Consider the following 17,917-nt stretch of genomic DNA (forward strand, 5'->3'; position numbering starts at 1 on the left):
AAGCTTTTCAGTAAAAACATTTTTACTTATTATTTTAGTCTTCCCTGAATAAGGATATTTCATTTTTCTTGTAAAAAAGTTGTGATTACCCAACGAATTATTTTTTTTGATTATATTTGTGTAATCGATTACATTTTTTTGGTAATGAGCATGTAATTTCTTAATATGTGGAAGAAACTCTCAGGACGGTACAGGATGCATTTTTTTAGATTTATACCCAACTTACTGAAGAGCGATTTATTAATAATAACTAAACCAAAATATTAAATTATGACAAATTCAGAATTTCGATACGCACATCATCCGGAAGATGTAAAAAAATATACTACCAGTGAACTTCGGGACCATTTTTTAATCCCGAAATTATTTAAAAAGAATGAGATAAACCTCACCTATTCCATGTATGACCGTTTTATTGTGGGAGGAGCTTTTCCTGTTGATGAAGCTGTAAAACTGGAGACGATTGACGATTTAAAATCTGAAAATTTTCTTGATCGCCGCGAGCTTGGGATCATTAACGTGGGTGGTGCCGGAAAAGTTACTGTAGATGGAGAAGTTTATGAACTGGCAAATAAAGAAGCACTATACGTAGGCCAGGGAAAAAAAGATATTGTATTTGAAAAATCAGGAAGTGAGCAACCTTATTTCTATTTAAATTCTGCTCCTGCCCATAAAGCATATCCAACTAAGAAAGTCGGGAAGAAAGATGCTGAAGTAATAGAACTGGGAGATTCAAAATATGCCAATAAACGTATTTTGAATAAATTAATTGTGAACAGCATTGTTGATACGTGCCAATTGCAGATGGGAATGACCGAGTTGGTAGAAGGAAACGTCTGGAACACAATGCCGCCACATACTCATACCCGCAGAATGGAGGCCTATTTCTATTTTGATTTGGAAGAGGGGCAAACAATAAGTCACTATATGGGACAACCCGACGAAACACGACACATATTTCTAAAGAACCATCAGGCCGTGTTATCGCCAGAGTGGTCTATCCACGCCGGTGCAGGAACATCTAATTATACGTTTATCTGGGGAATGGCAGGTGAAAATCTGGATTATGGAGATATGGATAAAGTAGGGGTAGACGAATTAAAATAAGTGAAAGTATGAAAATGTTTAGTTTAGAAGGTAAAACAGCTTTAGTAACCGGCTGCAAAAGAGGAATAGGATTCGCGATGGCAGAAGCTTTAGCTGAAGCCGGAGCAAATATTCTGGGAGTTTCAGCTTCTTTGGAAACTGAAGGTTCTGAAATTGGAAAAGCCGTAGAGGCTAAAGGAAGAACATTCCAGGGCTATCAATGTGACTTTTCAGATAGGAAATCACTGTATGCTTTTATCGAAAAAGTGAAATCTGAGCATTCACAAATTGATATTCTTGTAAACAATGCAGGAACAATAATGAGGGCACCAGCCGCGCAACATTCAGATGAATATTGGGATAAGGTAATAGAGGTGAACCAAAATGCCCAATTTATCCTTACAAGGGAAATTGGTAAGGAAATGTTAAAAAGAGGAAGCGGGAAAGTGATTTTTACTGCGTCATTACTTACCTTTCAGGGCGGAATTACAGTGCCAGGTTATGCCGCTTCCAAAGGGGCAATTGGGCAGTTAACAATGGCATTTTCAAACGAATGGGCTTCCAAAGGCGTGCAGGTAAACGCAATCGCGCCGGGATACATTGCTACAGACAATACTCAGGCGCTTCGGGATAACGAAGAGCGGAGTGAAAGTATCTTAGCCAGGATTCCCGCAGGAAGATGGGGAGAGCCAGAAGATTTTAAAGGTCCTATTATTTTCCTTGCATCCCAGGCCAGTAATTACATGAGCGGTTCTGTGATGTTGGTAGATGGTGGATGGATGGGAAGATAAAAGGTCGATAATTGCCAAATTTTGGGCATTGCTAAAAAGTGATGTCCAACTCTTCCGGAGTTAAATGAATGAGATTAAAACCAACCATGAAGAATAAAACTTTTATAAATGATAATTTTTTGCTGCAGAATAAATATGCAGAAGAACTTTATCACAATTACGCTGCAAAACAGCCTATTATAGATTACCACAACCATTTGTCGCCAAAAGACATTGCCGAAGATCGCAGTTTCGACAATATTACCCAGGTATGGCTTGCAGGAGACCATTATAAATGGCGTGCAATGCGTACTTTGGGTGTAGATGAAAAATATATTACCGGAAATGCTTCAGATAAAGAGAAGTTTTTGGCCTGGGCCAGAACCGTTCCACATACCTTAAGAAATCCGCTTTATCACTGGACGCATCTTGAGTTAAAAAGGTACTTCGGAATAGATGAATTGCTAAATGAAGAATCTGCAGAGCGTATTTATGAATTGGTAAATAAAAAGCTTCAGGAACCGGAATTTTCCTGTCGTGGTTTGCTGAAGAAAATGAATGTAGAGACGGTTTGTACTACAGAAGACCCCATCGATACATTGGAATACCATCAAAAATTGGCAAAAAGTGACTTCAGTATAAAAATGAGTACTGCTTTTCGTCCCGATAAAGCGGTGATGATTGAAGCTGAAACTTATAATGATTATCTGGATAAATTATCAGAAGTAACCAGTGTTCCAATTGATTCTTATCAGGATTTACAAAAAGCCTTGCGCCAGCGGATTGAATATTTCGATGCCAACGGATGTAAACTTTGCGACCACGGGCTCAATTATATTTCCTTTGAAGACTATACAGATGCCGAAATTGTAGATATCTTTAAGAAGAAGAGAAGCGGCGAAGAAGTTTCAGAATTAGAATCTGAAAAATTTAAGACTGCAATTTTACTCCATTTGTGTGAGACCTACCATGAATTCGGTTGGGTGCAGCAATTTCATCTTGGTGCTTTAAGGAATAACAACAAAAGAATGTTGGCGCAGTTAGGCCCCGATACAGGTTGGGATTCTATTGCAGATTATAGCCAGGCAGAAAATCTATCGAAATTTTTAGATGCTCTGGACGGAAAGGATAAGCTAACAAAAACCATCCTTTATAACCTCAATCCGTCCGATAATGAGATTTTTGCAACCATGATCGGGAATTTCAATGACGGTAGTGTAAAAGGAAAGGTGCAACTTGGTTCCGGCTGGTGGTTCTTAGACCAGAAAGATGGTATGGAAAGACAAATGAATGCCTTGTCCAATATGGGACTTATCAGTTGCTTTATAGGAATGCTCACAGATTCCAGGAGCTTCCTCTCTTTCCCGCGGCATGAGTATTTTAGAAGAGTTTTATGTAACTTGTTCGGCAAAGAAATGGAAAGCGGGGAACTACCCGATGATATGGAGCTGGTAGGTAAAACTATTGCAGATATTAGTTATCACAATGCTAAAGAATATTTTGACTTTTAATGCAACAAAATATAATAAATAAGGGGAAAGTTGTCACCTTCGGAGAAGTCCTTATGCGGCTTTCCCCTTCTGAAAACAGGAAATTACAGCAGTCTAACCGAATGGATTTCTTTTTTGGCGGGACAGAAATGAACGTAGCAGCCTCTCTTGCTTACTTCGGACTAAATGTTCAACAAGTAACAAATGTCTCAAACGATTTAGTTGGGGACGCAGCTATAACCTCAATGAGGCAATTCGGGATTGATGTTTCTGCTGTTAATAAAGTACATCATCCTTTAGGCCTGTATTTTCTGGAAGTGGGATCGGCTTTGCGGCCAAGTAAGATTGCCTATAACAGGCTTCATGGCTCCTTTGCCAACATTTCTCCGGAACAGGTGGATTGGGAGTCGGTGCTTGAAAATTGCAATTATCTGCACTGGACCGGGATTTCTCCGGCCATTTCAGAAGGAGCTTATCAAACTTTAAAAGAAGGATTGGAACTCGCCCAGCAAAAAGGTATCACTGTTACCGCAGATCCTGCATACCGAAGTAATCTTTGGAAATATGGTCGTAACGGACAGGAAGTTTTGAAAGAATTAGTTTCCCTTTCCAATATTTTTATTGGTGGGGTAAATGAAATCAACGAAATTTTGAATACAGATTTTCCTTTTGAAGAAGAAGGATTTATTGGTGCAAGTAAAAAACTGATAGAAGAATGTCCAAAAATCGAAAAAGTTTTTGATAAAGTCAGAACCGGCTTAAGTGCTTCCTGGCAAAAAATCTACGGACAGGCATGGACGGGAGAAAAATACATTACTACAGAAGAGCATGAGGTTACAGATGTGGTAGACAGAATAGGTACCGGAGATGCTTATGCAGCAGGAATTTTATATGGTCTGCAACATTTTGACGACCAAAAAACACTGGAATTTGCCAATGCTGCCTGCGCCCTTAAGCACACCATTTTAGGCGATGCCAATCTGGTAAGTGTAGAAGAGGTGCTGGAAGTGGTACACGGTAACACTGGCGGAAGAATAAAACGATAAACTGAAAATAAGAAATGGCAACATTTACACGTATACAAGCGGCCCAGGCCATGAAAGAAACAGGAATAGTTCCTGTTTTTTACCATAAGGATCTCGAAACCTGCAAAAAGGTTGTAAAAGCCTGCTACGATGCCGGCGCCCGCGTCTTCGAATTTACCAACAGAGGAGACTATGCTCACGAAGTGTTTGGGGAATTAAACAAATATGTAACCAAAAATCTGGATGGAATGATCTTGGGAGTAGGATCTGTAATAGATGCCGGAACCACAGCTTTGTACCTTCAACTTGGTGCAAATTTTATAGTTTCTCCTCTGGTAAATGCTGAAATGGCAAAAACCTGTAACCGCCGCAAAGTAGCGTGGATGCCAGGTTGCGGTTCGGTTTCTGAAATTTCTTATGCAGAAGAACTGGGAGCAGAAGTAGTAAAAATATTTCCTGGTTCCCAGGTAGGAGGCCCTTCTTTTGTAAAAGCTGTAAAAGGACCTTTGCCATGGGCGAGCATTATGCCTACTGGAGGAGTTAGTCCTACAGAAGAAAACCTGAAAGAGTGGTTTGAGGCAGGAGTACATTGTGTAGGAATTGGTTCTAAACTTCTTACCAAAAAGGAAGATGGTTCTTTTGATTATGATGGCATTTCAAAAACAGTAAGTTCAGCGATTCAAACAGTTCAAAATCTCCGGAATGAAAATTAAAGAAAAATCTGCCGTTTTTCTGATGCTCCTGGTGATGCTTCTCTCTTTAGGTTGTGCTACAAAGGGAGATCAAAAAATCATAAAACTGGGGCATGGCTTGGACACTGGTCATCCGGTGCATAAAGCTATGGTTTTTATGGGCGAACGGCTTAAGGAGAAATCAAATGGCACAATGCTTTTGGATATTTATCCCAGTCAGCAACTGGGATCTGAGCGCGAATCATTAGAATTAATTCAGATTGGAAGCCTGGGGATGACCAAAGTTTCTACAGGGGTTATGGAAAATTTTGCTCCCGGACTAAAAGTCTTCGGACTGCCATTTTTATTCAGGGACCGGGAACACCGTTTTGATGTTCTTGAGGGAGAAATCGGGGAACATTTCCTAAATGCCAGTGTTGATAAACGTTTAAAAGGGCTCACATTTTATGATGCCGGCAGTCGTAGTTTCTACAGCAAAACTCCTATAGATAGTCCCGAAGATCTTGAAGGGCTTAAATTGAGGGTTATGGAAAGTCAGACTGCTATAAATATGGTCAAACTCCTTGGTGGATCACCTACGCCTATTGCCTGGGGAGAACTTTATACAGCTTTGCAACAGGGAATAGTAGATGGTGCAGAAAATAACCTGCCCAGTTTTTACCTTTCAAGACATTATGAAGTGTGCAAATATTTTGTTTTGGATGAGCATACGGCCTTACCCGATATCCTGGTGATAGGAACGCCAATTTGGAACAGCCTTACAGAACAGGAACAAGTTTGGTTAAAAGAAGCTGCTATGGAATCTTCAGAATTTGAAAAAAAGATTTGGCGTGAGGCAGAGCTTGAGGCTTTGGAGGAAATAAAAAAGGCGGGAGTAACAGTTACTGAAACTGATAAAGATGCTTTTAAGGAGAAGGTGCAGCCTATGTATGAGGAGTTTAAGAAGGATCCTGAGATGAAAGAAGTTATTGAAGCTATTCAATCTTTAAATTAAAAAGATGAAAAAAAAATTGGATAAAACTTTAGGTGGAATTCTGGTTCTTCTAATGGTATTAATGGTGATATCTGTGTTATGGCAGGTTTTTTCCCGCTATTTATTGGACTCAGCAAGTTCTTTTACAGAAGAATTATCACGTTACCTGTTTATCTGGATCGGAATTTTAGGAGCAGCTTATGCTTCAGGGCAGCAAACTCATCTTGCTATTGATATTTTACCACCAAAACTAAATCCCGTGAATAGGGTAAGGCTTCGCATTGGAATTAATATTCTAATCATTCTCTTCAGTTTGACGGTTTTGGTCATAGGCGGTGGAAATCTTGTATATATAAATTATTTACTGGGGCAATATTCTGCAGCTTTAAATTTACCTCTTTCTTCTGTATACACGGTGGTGCCAATAAGCGGTATTCTCGTTATCTATTATAAAGTGAATGAAATAATTTATTCAAAAAAATATTTAGTATGATGTCAGAGGTTTTAATTCTCGTTTTATCCTTTGTTGTCCTTTTGGCAATTGGCGTTCCGGTGGCATGGTCTATTGGTATTTCCTGTATACTTACCATCCTGGCATCTATAGAATCTTTAGCAGCTTTTACTACTGTGGCCCAGCGAATGGCAACCGGTCTGGATAGTTTCTCCCTGCTGGCCATTCCGCTCTTTATCCTCGCCGGCCAGATTATGAACCAGGGTGGAATAGCGAATCGGCTCATTGACTTTGCCAAGGCGCTCATGGGCGCACTTCCCGGCGGGCTGATCTATGTAAATGTAATTGCAGCTATGTTGTTTGGAGCAATCTCAGGTTCTGCAGTGGCTGCCACTTCTGCAATGGGAGGGATATTGGGCCCGGCTATGAAAAGGGAGGGCTATTCCAACGAATTTGGTGCGGCGGTTAATATTACTGCGTCCACTACGGGGCTGGTAATTCCGCCTTCTAATGTGCTAATTGTTTATTCCCTTGCCAGTGGTGGTGTTTCTATTGCTTCTTTGTTTGTGGCTGGATATCTTCCCGGTATTTTAATGGGACTTGCTTTAATGCTGGTTGCCGCAGTATGGATTAAAAAGAAGAAGTATCCGGCTGGTGAAAAAAGTAGTTTTAAACACATCATGTCAACTTTCTTACATGCATTTCCCAGTTTATTGTTGCTGGTAGTTGTAATTGGAGGAATAGTGACAGGGATTTTTACTGCAACAGAAGCTTCAGGGATAGCAGTGCTCTACACCTTAATATTGTCGTTTATTAACCGTGAACTAAAGGTGAGTAATTTATATGGTGTCTTTCTTGGTTCAGTCGGGACAACGGCAATAGTAATGCTACTTATAGCAACTTCAATGAGTATGTCCTGGGTTATGTCCTACGAAAATATACCCCAGGCTGTAAGTGACAGTTTATTGGCGCTGAGTGATAATATTTTCGTGATTTTGCTTATCATAAATTTACTACTCCTTTTTGTGGGAACTTTTATGGACATGACTCCGGCGGTTCTCATTTTCACCCCCATCTTTTTACCTGTGGTTGAAGCGTTAGGTGTAGATCCCGTTCATTTTGGGATCATGATGGTGATGAACCTATGTGTGGGATTATGTACTCCGCCTGTTGGTTCTGTATTATTTATTGGGGTAAGTGTCGCCAATACTACTATCCAGAAAGTTATAAAACCTCTTTTGCCATTATATGTGGCTATGTTTATCGTATTGCTGCTGGTCACTTTTATACCGGAAATCACGCTGTGGCTTCCCAGTTTATTTGAATAATTTAATGATTTGAAAATGGAAAAAATTACAAAAAAGAGCTTAAACAGAGAAGCTGCAGGCCTCACTCAAAAACTACCTATAAAAGTTATCCAGTATGGAGAAGGGAATTTTTTAAGAGCTTTTGTAGATTATGTTATCGATAAACTTAATAAAAAAGCAGATTTTAATGCTGGTGTGGCTGTTATTCAGCCGTTAGCAGGCGGTCTGGTAGATGTTTTAAATAAACAGGATGGTCTTTACAACCTTTTTATGAAAGGTATAAAAAAAGGCAAAGAAATTCAGGAGCAGGAGACAATTTCCTGTATTCAGAAGGGGATTAATCCGTATGAAGACTATCAAGCTTATCTAAATTTGGCAAAAGAAGAGCAACTGGAATTTTTAATTTCCAATACTACTGAAGCCGGAATTGCCTATAATGAAAATGATACTCTGGAGGGGCATCCTCATAACAGTTTTCCGGCAAAGGTAACTGCATTACTTTATAAAAGGTTTCAGCATTTTAATGGTGCTAAAGACAAAGGTCTGAGCATCATTCCTTGCGAATTGATAAATTATAATGCAGATGCTCTTAAGGATATTATTCTAAAGTATGCAGAGCTATGGAAACTGGAGGATAAGTTTGTGAGCTGGATTAAAGATCATAACGATTTCCACAACACTCTTGTGGACAGGATTGTTCCCGGTTATCCCAAGGACGATATTGATTCTTACCAGGAAAAGCTGGAACTGGAGGATAAGTTAATCGTTTCTGCTGAAGTGTTTTTATTATGGGTTATTGAAGGAGGTGAGAAGCTGAAATCCAGAATACCATTCGATAAAATAGATGAAAATATCCTAATCGTTGAAGATTTACAGCCTTACAGAACAAGAAAAGTACGTATACTAAATGGTGCACATACCACCATGGTGCCATTTTCTATTCTCTACGGGAATGAAACCGTAAAGGAAACTGTAGATCATGAATTTACAGGTAAGTATATAAGGGAAGCTGTTTTTGAAGAAATAAACCCCACACTGGAACTTTCAGAAGAAGAATTAAGAACGTTTGCTGAAGAAGTTTTTGACCGGTTTAGAAATCCGTTTATTAAACATCAACTTTCGAGCATTGCTCTTAATTCCATCTCTAAATTTAAGGTTAGAGTGTTACCTAGTATTCTTACTTTTCAGAAAAAATACAATCGATTACCCTTGCGCCTGACATACGCTTTTGCTTGTTTAATAAGGTTTTATAAGGGGGAGTGGAAAGGTGAAAGTCTGCCGGTAAATGATGATGAAAAAACCACTTCAGAATTAAAACAGGCTTGGGAACTAAATAGCTATAATGAGATTGCGGAGAGAGTGCTTAAAAATGGCAATTTTTGGGATATGGATTTAACTGAAGTTCCTCAATTCAAAGAAAAGATAGCAACTGCCCTGGAGCTTATTGATAACAAGGGAATAGAAGAAGGGTTTAAAGCGTTTTCAGAGAAATCTGAATAAGATGAAAAGAAAAATGTTATGAAAAGTAAATTGATAAAAGTACATCCTGAAGATAACGTTGCCATTGCATTGGTAGATTTATGGCAGGGTGATATAGTGAATTTTGAGGGAGAAGATATTTTCGTAATAAAGGACACCAAAGCCAAGCATAAAATGGCAATGGTAGACTTTGCGTCTGGAGATAAAATCTATATGTATGGTGTTCTGGTAGGTAAAACCACCGAAGAAATAAAGAAGGGAGGAGTTTTAACGGTAGATAATGTAAAACATGAAGCCAACAACGCCTCCGGAAAAACAGAAACTACCGCCTGGAATGCACCAGATATTTCGAAATGGAAAGACCGTACCTTTAACGGATATCACCGGCCCGATGGACAGGTAGGCACAAAGAATGTATGGTTGTTTTTTCCGCTTGTGTTTTGTGAAAACCGGAATATAGAATTGCTGAAGGACGTATTTGAAAATGAACTTTCTTTTCATAAATCCAGTAAGCAAAGATTGTTGTTGCGCAGCCTTATCCACGGTACAGATTCTGATGTTATGCAAGATGTCGAACCTGAGGAAAGCAGCATTTTTGATAATATTGAAGTTAAATTTATAACCCACCAGGGCGGCTGTGGCGGTATCCGTCAGGATTCGGCTTCTTTGGCACGTTTACTTGCGGGATATATTAACAACCCCAACGTGGCGGGTGCAACGGTGCTAAGCCTGGGATGTCAGAATCTTCAGATTGATATTTTTAAGAGTGCTTTAAAAAGGATAAATACAGATATCCAAAAGCCTGTACTCATTTATGAGCAACAGCAAATGGGTACGGTGGATGATATGATGAACACCATTATCAAAGAATCTTTTGCTGAAATTAAAAAAGCAAATCAGATTCCGAGAAAGCCGGCTCCTTTGTCTAAACTAAAAGTCGGACTTGAATGTGGTGGATCTGATGGATTCTCCGGAATATCTGCAAACCCCGCACTTGGTTACGCTTCAGATTTATTATCGGCCTTAAAAGGCTCACCGATACTTTCAGAGTTTCCGGAATTATGCGGGATCGAGCAGGAATTAGTGAACAGATGTGTGAACGATGAAATTGCCGAAAGGTTTATCTCGCTTACCCGCGCATTCGAAGATTCTGCAATTGCTGCCGGTTCAGGATTTGATATGAATCCTTCTCCGGGAAATATTAAAGACGGTTTAATTACAGATGCAATGAAATCTGCGGGAGCGGCTAAAAAAGGTGGAACTTCCCCTATAGAGGATGTTCTGGATTATGGAGACTATGTCACCAAACCGGGATTAAATTTGCTCTGTACTCCGGGGAATGATGTGGAAAGTACCACTGCCATGGTAGGAGCCGGCGCTAGCGTGGTAGTTTTTACTACCGGTCTGGGAACGCCAACGGGAAATCCTGTTGCGCCTGTTATTAAGGTTTCTTCAAATTCTACTTTGGCCAGAACAATGCCGGATATTATTGATATTGATTCTGGTGGAGTAATTCGTGGAGAAAAGACGATAGAAGAAATGGGAGAAGAAATCCTCGAGTTTATAGTTAAAATTGCCAGTGGGGAAGAAGAATCCAAAGCAGATCAGTTAAATCAGGATGATTTTATACCGTGGAAACGCGGAGTTTCTCTATAAAAATTAACAATATGGAACCAGGGAAGAAGGTTGTTCGTGCGGGAATAGTAGGATCAGGCTTTGCTGCCCGGTTCCATTTTGATGCGGTACAGAGAGTTTATGGAGTACAAGTGGAAGTGGTTGGAGCTTATTCCAGAAACCCGGAGAACCTTAAAAAGTTTTCAGAGGAAAAAGGAGTGAAGGCTTTTAAAGCACTTCAGGATTTGATTGAAGCATCAGATGTTCTTCATTTATGTACGCCACCCGTAACTCACGAGCCTCTGGCTATTCAGGTTCTAAAAGAGGATAAAGATGTAATTATTGAAAAGCCATTGACGGGCTACTTTGGAGACGAAGAGGAAGATTTTTCCGGAGATGAGTTTCCGAGGGAAAAAGGACTGAAGCAGGCATTACAGAGTGTAAAAAATATGCTTCATGCCGAAAAATCGAGCAAAGGTTCTATCATGTATGCTGAAAACTGGATTTATGCTCCTGCAATTCAGAAAGAGCGGGAAGTCATAGAAAAAACAAAAAGTCAGATTCTCTGGATCCAGGCGCAGCAATCCCACTCCGGGTCACATTCTCTAGATTATGGCAGGTGGGAACGCTCTGGAGGAGGCTCTTTAATGGGGAAAGGTTGTCATCCACTTTCGGCGGCCATTTATCTTAAACATGTCGAAGGGAGAATGCGGAACGGAACACCTATTCGGCCGAAAACGGTAACCTGCAGGGTTCATGCTATTACCCGAATGCCAAATTACCAAAACGAGGAATATCTTAAAGATTCTTATACCGATGTTGAAGATTATGCGCTAACTCATGTTGTTTTTGAAGATGGAACGGTGGCAGATATTGTTGCAAGCGAATTGCTGCATGGCGGAGTAAAAAATTACCTGGAGGTTCACGCCAGTAACCATAGAACGGTCTGCAACCTGACGCCCAATAATGCAATGCAGACCTATAATCCTTCGGAAGAAAATTTCAACGACATCTATGTTGTGGAAAAAGCAGGTACAAAGCAGGGGTGGTCTAACATTTCACCCGATGAAAGTTGGTTTAATGGCTATCAGCACGAGATGGAAGCCTTCTACAGGTCTTCAGCTTATGGAGAGGCACTGGAAAGCAACAGTGAACTTGCCGCAGATGTTATAGCAACGATTTACGCAGCCTATCTTTCAGCAGAAAGAAAAGGTAGTGAGGTAGAAATTCCTTCAGTTTTATCTTAAATCTGATGATTTAGTTGCTGAATCATAGAATACGTATTTCAGAATTCAACTGTTCTTTCGGGGGAGACCTAAAATTATTACGTAAATTAGAGTATATGGTTGGTGTTGAGGTTTCCAAACGAGAATTTTACATCAGTCCTGAAAATTATTTGTAAAAAATTCCGAAGAAAATAATAAAGCAAAATATGTTCAATTTAGAAAATAAGGTAGCAGTAATAACAGGAGGAAACGGTGTGCTTGGTGGCGCGATAGCAAAAGGCCTGGCCAAAAACGGGTTAAAAGTTGGCATTCTGGGGAGAAGCGAAGATTCCGTGCAAAAACGGGTGGACGAAATTAAATCCGAGGGAGGAGCGGCTTTCCCTCTGGTAGCAGATGTGCTGGACAAAGAAAAACTAATTGCGGCCAAAGATGCGATAGTAAAGGAATTTGGAACTATCGATATCCTTGTTAACGCTGCCGGCGGAAACATGAAAGGAGCGACAATTAGCCCAGATCAATCTATTTTTGACCTGGACCTGGACGATTTCGATAAGGTAAACCACCTAAATTTTAAAGGCACTGTTTTGCCCACGCTCATTTTTGGGAAAGGAATGGTAGAACAAAAAAAAGGAAGCATTATAAATATTTCGTCTATGGCTGCTGAACGAGCCCTTACCAGGGTTATGGGGTATGGAGCGGCAAAAGCTGCCGTAGATAATTTTACAAAATGGCTTGCTGTAGAAATGGCGCAGAAATATGGCGACGGAATTCGTGTAAACGCTATTGCTCCGGGATTTTTTATTGGAGAACAAAACCGGAGTTTATTGCTAAATGATGACGACAGCCTGACCGCCAGAGGAGAAACAATTGTAAATCAGACACCAATGAAGCGTTTTGGGAAACCCGAAGAACTTCAGGGTGTGGCAAACTGGCTTGCAGGAGATGAGGCTGCATTTGTTACAGGAGTTGTAATTCCTGTAGATGGAGGTTTTGGCGCATTCAGCGGAGTATAAAATCAGTAACAATGGGGAAATTAGGCAAATATTCGTTTGGAACGGGCGACCGGTTTGGCAAAGAAGGAAAAGCGCAGTTAAAAGCTGTTTTAAAAATGATGGATTTGGGCGTGGAGGTTACGCCAGTCTGGAACAAATCCAACCGCGAACACGAAACAGTGGGTACAACAGCTGCCAACACGCGTAAAGAGGCAGATCTGGCTGTTAAATCCTTAAGCTACACGGGTGCTTATCTTGTGGATGCAGATCACATCAACCTAAAAACTGTTGATCCTTACATTCCCGTTAGTGATTTTTTTACGATAGATGTAGCCGATTTTATAGGAAAAGAAGCTCCGGAAGATGAAAAGAAAGCTTTTCTTCAGTTTTTCTCGAAATACACAAACGGAATTGAAATTGAAGGAATAGCATCGAAAATTGACATTTCTGAGGCCCGGCTTGAAGATATGCTGAATAATTTCCTCTTTGCCATGAAAAAAGCAGGAGGGGTTTATCAGCATATAAAAACCAAAAAACCAGAAGATTTTTATACTGAAGTTTCTATAGATGAAGTGGCAGAGCCGCAATCTCCTGTAGAACTTTTATTTATCCTGGCTGCCCTTGCTTTTTATGAGGTGCCGTTAAATACGATCGCGCCTAAATTCACCGGGGAATTTAATAAAGGAATTGACTACAGAGGTGACCTCAAACAATTTGAAAAAGAGTTTGAAGAAGATCTTTTAGTGCTGAAATTTGCCATAAAAGAGTTCGGACTTCCCGAAAACCTGAAACTCAGCGTACATAGCGGGAGCGATAAATTTTCCATCTATCCGGTGATGCAAAAATTGATTTCGAAACACAATACAGGACTGCATTTAAAAACTGCCGGCACGACGTGGCTGGAAGAATTAATTGGTTTAGCAGAAAGTGAAGGCGAGGCCTTCAATTTTGCAAAGCAAATCTATGCCGAAGCTTTAGAACGTTATGAAGAACTAACAAAAGATTACATTTCGGTACTTTCTATAGATCGCGAAAAGCTTCCTGCTGCAGACAGCTTTAATAACGGAAATGAATTTGCAAATGCTCTACGCCACGACCAAAAGTCTGATGCCTATAATGCCAATTTTCGGCAATTGATTCACTGTGCTTACAAAATAGCTGCTGAAAAAGAGGATTTTTCAGAGTTATTGGTTAAACATCGGGATAAAATTGAGGAAAATGTGACTTATAATCTTTTCGAAAGGCATTTGAAGCCACTTTTTTCTGAATGAGGTGGCGAAATTGGCAATTTTCGATCTATCTTGAGGTATGAAGTTAAAAATGTAAATCCGTGAGCGGTCTCTCCTTTCTTCTCTTGCCTCTAGAAGACCTGAACAGGAGCAGCAGATTATTTAAATAATTTGAGCATATTTAAAAAATATTAACCGGTTTAATGTCTACTACGCAAAAGTTACCTGTTGTTCCGAAGAAGTTTCTTCTGCCATTTATACTTATTACTACTCTTTTTGCTCTTTGGGGCTTTGCAAATGCGGTGACAGATCCTATGGTTCAGGCTTTTAAAAAGGTTTTGGAACTAAGTAATTCCCAGGCAGCCTGGGTTCAAATGGCGTTTTATGGCGGATACTTTTGTATGGCGCTACCGGCGGCGTTATTCGTAAGAAAATATTCGTATAAAACCGGTGTGCTTATCGGGTTGGGGTTATATGCTACAGGAGCTCTTTTGTTTTATCCTGCGGCAACTTCAGAACAATTCTGGTTCTTTTGCCTTGGATTATACATTCTTACATTTGGTCTCGCTTTTCTAGAAACTACGGCAAATCCTTATATCCTGTCCATGGGACCGGAAAAAACTGCGACACAAAGGCTCAATCTTGCCCAGGCATTTAATCCGGTAGGATTATTAGCCGGATTACTGGTGGCAAAGTTTTTTATTCTGGATAAGCTAAGATCAGATGATATTTCCAGTTATTCCCAGTTAGAGGAGATTCAGAAAACTGTTATAAGGACAACAGATTTAATGGTAATTCGCGATCCTTATGTGGTGCTGGGTCTTGTGGTACTTTTAGTGTTTGTTCTTATTGTAGTTAACAAGATGCCGCAGGCAAAAGAGGAGGGAGGTATCCCGTCCTTATCTGAAACCTTCTCGGGTTTGGTCAGCAATAAGCGTTATTATTTAGGTGTATTTGCACAAGTTCTTTATGTGGGTGCTCAAATTATGTGCTGGACATACATTTATCAATATGCCGAATCTATTAATATTTCCAGCAGTGTTGCAGCTAATTACCAGCTAGCAGCATTTATTTTTTTTACTGTTGGCCGCGCCATAGGAACTTACCTTTTAAAATTTATGAATCCGGGGAAACTATTAGGCGTTTTTGCTGTTTTGGGGGTGCTGAGTTGTTTAGCAGTAATTTTTCTAGAAGGAACAATGGGTCTTTACAGCCTTGTAGCTACTTCTTTATTTATGTCTGTGATGTTTCCCACTATTTACGGTATTGCCCTGGAAGGTTTAAAGGAAGAGGAATCTAAAATAGGAGCTGCGGGTTTGGTTATGGCAATTGTAGGTGGCGCCTTAATGCCAAAGCTGCAGGGGATGATTATCGATTGGGGCGGTGCTGCCGTAGACGATTACAAAATCCTGGGTGTTTCTGAAGTGAATTTTTCCTTTATCCTACCTGCATTGTGTTTTCTAATTATTATGATGTATGGTTTCTGGGCTTCAAAAAAGAGGATGATTTTTCAGGAATAAATCATTTTCCTTTTCTGTTTAAATTTTTTAATTCTGAAAAGATTTATATGATCATCAAAATGTTTACATTCAGTATTTTGGGTTTTCTATTATATAATTTTTTTGAAATAAAACTTTAGTGCACCTCTTAAATGTTGTAATTATTAGGACAATTTGAAAAGAGATGTATGATTTCGAATATTTTTTTTGCAAAATGCGTAATATAGGTTCTCTTGCACAGGTAATACTAACATAAATTCTATAATTTTTTTTCAAACCAATCATGAATTATGAGTAATTCAAATTATTCTCAAATTGACGAGCTTTTACATCAGGAAACCTATTTGGGGAACGGAGAGCTTAAGCCCTGGAACGGCAAAAAAGATGAAGTACACTCCACAATTTCATCAACTTCAGATTATAGCAAAACCTTGCTTGGAACGGTGCCACATATGGATCAGGCTACGGCTTTGGAAGTTCTGGAATATGCCTGTAAGGCTTACGACAAAGGGAAAGGCACCTGGCCAACTTCCAAAGTAGCTTTCAGGATTAAGTGCATGGAAAAGTTCGTTGAGCAGATGAAGACTCAGCGGGAGAAGGTAGTAAAACTACTTATGTGGGAGATTGGGAAATCTTTACCCGATTCAGAAAAAGAATTTGACCGTACTGTAGAATATATTTACGATACGATAGAAGATTATAAGCAACTGGACAGGGATAGCGCCAAGTTTTCAAAACGTGATAATGTGAATGCACATATTCGTCGTGGTCCGTTAGGTGTTGTTTTGTGCCTTGGTCCGTACAATTATCCGCTAAATGAAACCTTTGCCTTATTAATTCCAGCATTAATAATGGGGAACACTGTAATTTTTAAACCCGCCAAACATGGGGTACTCCTATTATCTCCGTTGCTGGAAGCTTTTAGAAGCAGCTTTCCTCCGGGCGTAGTAAATATAATCTACGGAAGAGGAAGGGAAGTGGCCGCCCCAATAATGAAATCTGGTAGGATAGACGTGCTGGCTTTAATTGGGAATAGTAAATCTGCAATAGCTTTGCAGGATCAGCATCCGCATAAGAACAGGTTGAGGCTGGTTCTTGGCCTGGAGGCGAAAAATCCTGCTATTATACTTCCAGATGCAGATCTGGATTTAGCGATTGCGGAATGTATTTCCGGAACATTATCTTTTAATGGTCAACGTTGTACCGCGCTTAAAATTATTCATGTTCATGAAGATATCCGCGAGGAATTCAACAAGCGTTTTGCTCAAAAAGTGGACGAGTTAAAATTCGGAAATCCATGGGAAGAAAAAGTGCAACTTACTCCGTTGCCAGAACCAGATAAACCTCAGTATATTCAGGAATTAATTAGCGATGCCAAAGACAAAGGCGCTGAAATATTGAACGCTAAAGGCGGACAGGTTTCTGATAATTATATTTTTCCGGCGGTGCTTTATCCGGTGACGCAGGATATGCGGGTGTACCGGGAAGAACAATTTGGACCTGTGATTCCGATTAAATCTTTCAACTCTATTGAAGATTTACTGGATGAAATTGCTGATTCAAATTACGGTCAGCAGGTTAGCCTTTTTGGAAAGGATATTGTGCAGATTGCTCCATTAATCGATACTTTGGTGAACCTGGTGTGTAGGGTGAACTTAAATAGCTCCTGCCAGCGTGGGCCAGACGTTTTTCCGTTTACAGGAAGAAAAGATTCTGCCGTGGGTACTTTAAGCGTTCATGATGCTTTAAGATCGTTCTCGATAAGGACTTTTGTAGCGTCCAAGGACAATCCATATAACAACGATATCCTGCAGAAATTGCTTGCAAGTAAAGAATCTAATTTTGTTAATACAGATTATATTTTGTAATTCTAAATTCTTCAGAAGCTGTTTTAGCTGAAGAAATTAAATCTAAATTATACACTACCGGAAACTGAAAGGCGATAATTTCCATTTTCAGCTTCCGGTTTTTTTTGCTGAAAAATCTATGCTGAAGGTCTTCTATTACTGAAGGTTATAATACTTCATTATTCCTGATTTCTTCTTCCGAAGGAATTTTTTTCATTATGATTAGAATCATAACCG

Annotated in this window: 15 protein-coding genes; all 15 read left to right on the plus strand. The window is 39.8% G+C overall.

The window, feature by feature from the left end; translation table 11 throughout:
• Positions 1-270: 270 nt before the first annotated feature.
• The 15 genes from kduI to RM549_RS04140 all read left to right on the plus strand — a co-directional run bounded on the left by kduI (position 271) and on the right by RM549_RS04140 (position 17,701).
• Positions 271-1,107 carry a 5-dehydro-4-deoxy-D-glucuronate isomerase gene (gene kduI, locus RM549_RS04070; protein WP_311681802.1) on the plus strand — a complete coding sequence of 279 codons (837 nt, stop codon included), beginning with the start codon at positions 271-273 and terminating at the stop codon, positions 1,105-1,107.
• A gap of 8 nt (positions 1,108-1,115) precedes the next feature.
• Complete coding sequence (locus tag RM549_RS04075; protein WP_311681810.1) at positions 1,116-1,877, plus strand: SDR family NAD(P)-dependent oxidoreductase; 762 nt, start codon at positions 1,116-1,118, stop codon at positions 1,875-1,877.
• Positions 1,878-1,963: 86 nt separating this feature from the next.
• Positions 1,964-3,367 (plus strand): glucuronate isomerase, encoded by a 1,404-nt coding sequence (gene uxaC, locus RM549_RS04080; protein ID WP_311681813.1) that lies wholly within the window; start codon positions 1,964-1,966, stop codon positions 3,365-3,367.
• Positions 3,367-4,392, plus strand: a complete 1,026-nt coding sequence (locus RM549_RS04085) for a sugar kinase (protein ID WP_311681815.1) — start codon at positions 3,367-3,369, stop codon at positions 4,390-4,392. The genes uxaC and RM549_RS04085 overlap by 1 nt, the downstream gene beginning before the upstream one ends.
• 14 nt (positions 4,393-4,406) lie before the next feature.
• Entirely contained in the window at positions 4,407-5,084 is a 678-nt protein-coding gene (locus tag RM549_RS04090; protein ID WP_311681816.1) for a bifunctional 4-hydroxy-2-oxoglutarate aldolase/2-dehydro-3-deoxy-phosphogluconate aldolase, read from the plus strand.
• The gene (locus RM549_RS04095) at positions 5,074-6,057 is read left to right on the plus strand and encodes a TRAP transporter substrate-binding protein (protein WP_311681817.1); all 984 of its coding nucleotides are present in this window, start codon (positions 5,074-5,076) and stop codon (positions 6,055-6,057) included. Before RM549_RS04090 ends, RM549_RS04095 begins: the two co-directional genes overlap by 11 nt.
• A gap of 4 nt (positions 6,058-6,061) precedes the next feature.
• Entirely contained in the window at positions 6,062-6,529 is a 468-nt protein-coding gene (locus RM549_RS04100; protein ID WP_311681819.1) for a TRAP transporter small permease, read from the plus strand.
• Positions 6,526-7,815, plus strand: coding sequence for a TRAP transporter large permease (locus RM549_RS04105; RefSeq protein WP_432264696.1), 1,290 nt, complete (start codon positions 6,526-6,528; stop codon positions 7,813-7,815). The genes RM549_RS04100 and RM549_RS04105 overlap by 4 nt, the downstream gene beginning before the upstream one ends.
• A 15-nt stretch (positions 7,816-7,830) precedes the next feature.
• On the plus strand, positions 7,831-9,294 hold the full coding sequence (locus tag RM549_RS04110; protein ID WP_311681821.1) for a tagaturonate reductase: 1,464 nt from the start codon (positions 7,831-7,833) through the stop codon (positions 9,292-9,294).
• An 18-nt stretch (positions 9,295-9,312) separates the two neighbouring features.
• Complete coding sequence (locus RM549_RS04115; protein ID WP_311681823.1) at positions 9,313-10,929, plus strand: UxaA family hydrolase; 1,617 nt, start codon at positions 9,313-9,315, stop codon at positions 10,927-10,929.
• 11 nt (positions 10,930-10,940) lie between these two features.
• Positions 10,941-12,134, plus strand: coding sequence for a Gfo/Idh/MocA family protein (locus RM549_RS04120; protein WP_311681826.1), 1,194 nt, complete (start codon positions 10,941-10,943; stop codon positions 12,132-12,134).
• A gap of 185 nt (positions 12,135-12,319) precedes the next feature.
• On the plus strand, positions 12,320-13,126 hold the full coding sequence (locus RM549_RS04125) for an SDR family oxidoreductase (protein ID WP_311681830.1): 807 nt from the start codon (positions 12,320-12,322) through the stop codon (positions 13,124-13,126).
• 11 nt (positions 13,127-13,137) lie between these two features.
• Positions 13,138-14,376, plus strand: a complete 1,239-nt coding sequence (locus RM549_RS04130; protein WP_311681833.1) for a tagaturonate epimerase family protein — start codon at positions 13,138-13,140, stop codon at positions 14,374-14,376.
• 161 nt (positions 14,377-14,537) lie between these two features.
• Positions 14,538-15,854 (plus strand): L-fucose:H+ symporter permease, encoded by a 1,317-nt coding sequence (fucP, locus tag RM549_RS04135; RefSeq protein ID WP_311681840.1) that lies wholly within the window; start codon positions 14,538-14,540, stop codon positions 15,852-15,854.
• A 269-nt stretch (positions 15,855-16,123) separates the two neighbouring features.
• Positions 16,124-17,701: an NADP-dependent glyceraldehyde-3-phosphate dehydrogenase gene (locus tag RM549_RS04140; RefSeq protein WP_311681844.1), complete on the plus strand. Its 1,578-nt coding sequence runs from the start codon at positions 16,124-16,126 to the stop codon at positions 17,699-17,701.
• Positions 17,702-17,917: the final 216 nt, after the last annotated feature.

This window comes from Autumnicola patrickiae, assembly GCF_031846525.1.
In the GTDB taxonomy this organism is placed as follows: domain Bacteria; phylum Bacteroidota; class Bacteroidia; order Flavobacteriales; family Flavobacteriaceae; genus Autumnicola; species Autumnicola patrickiae.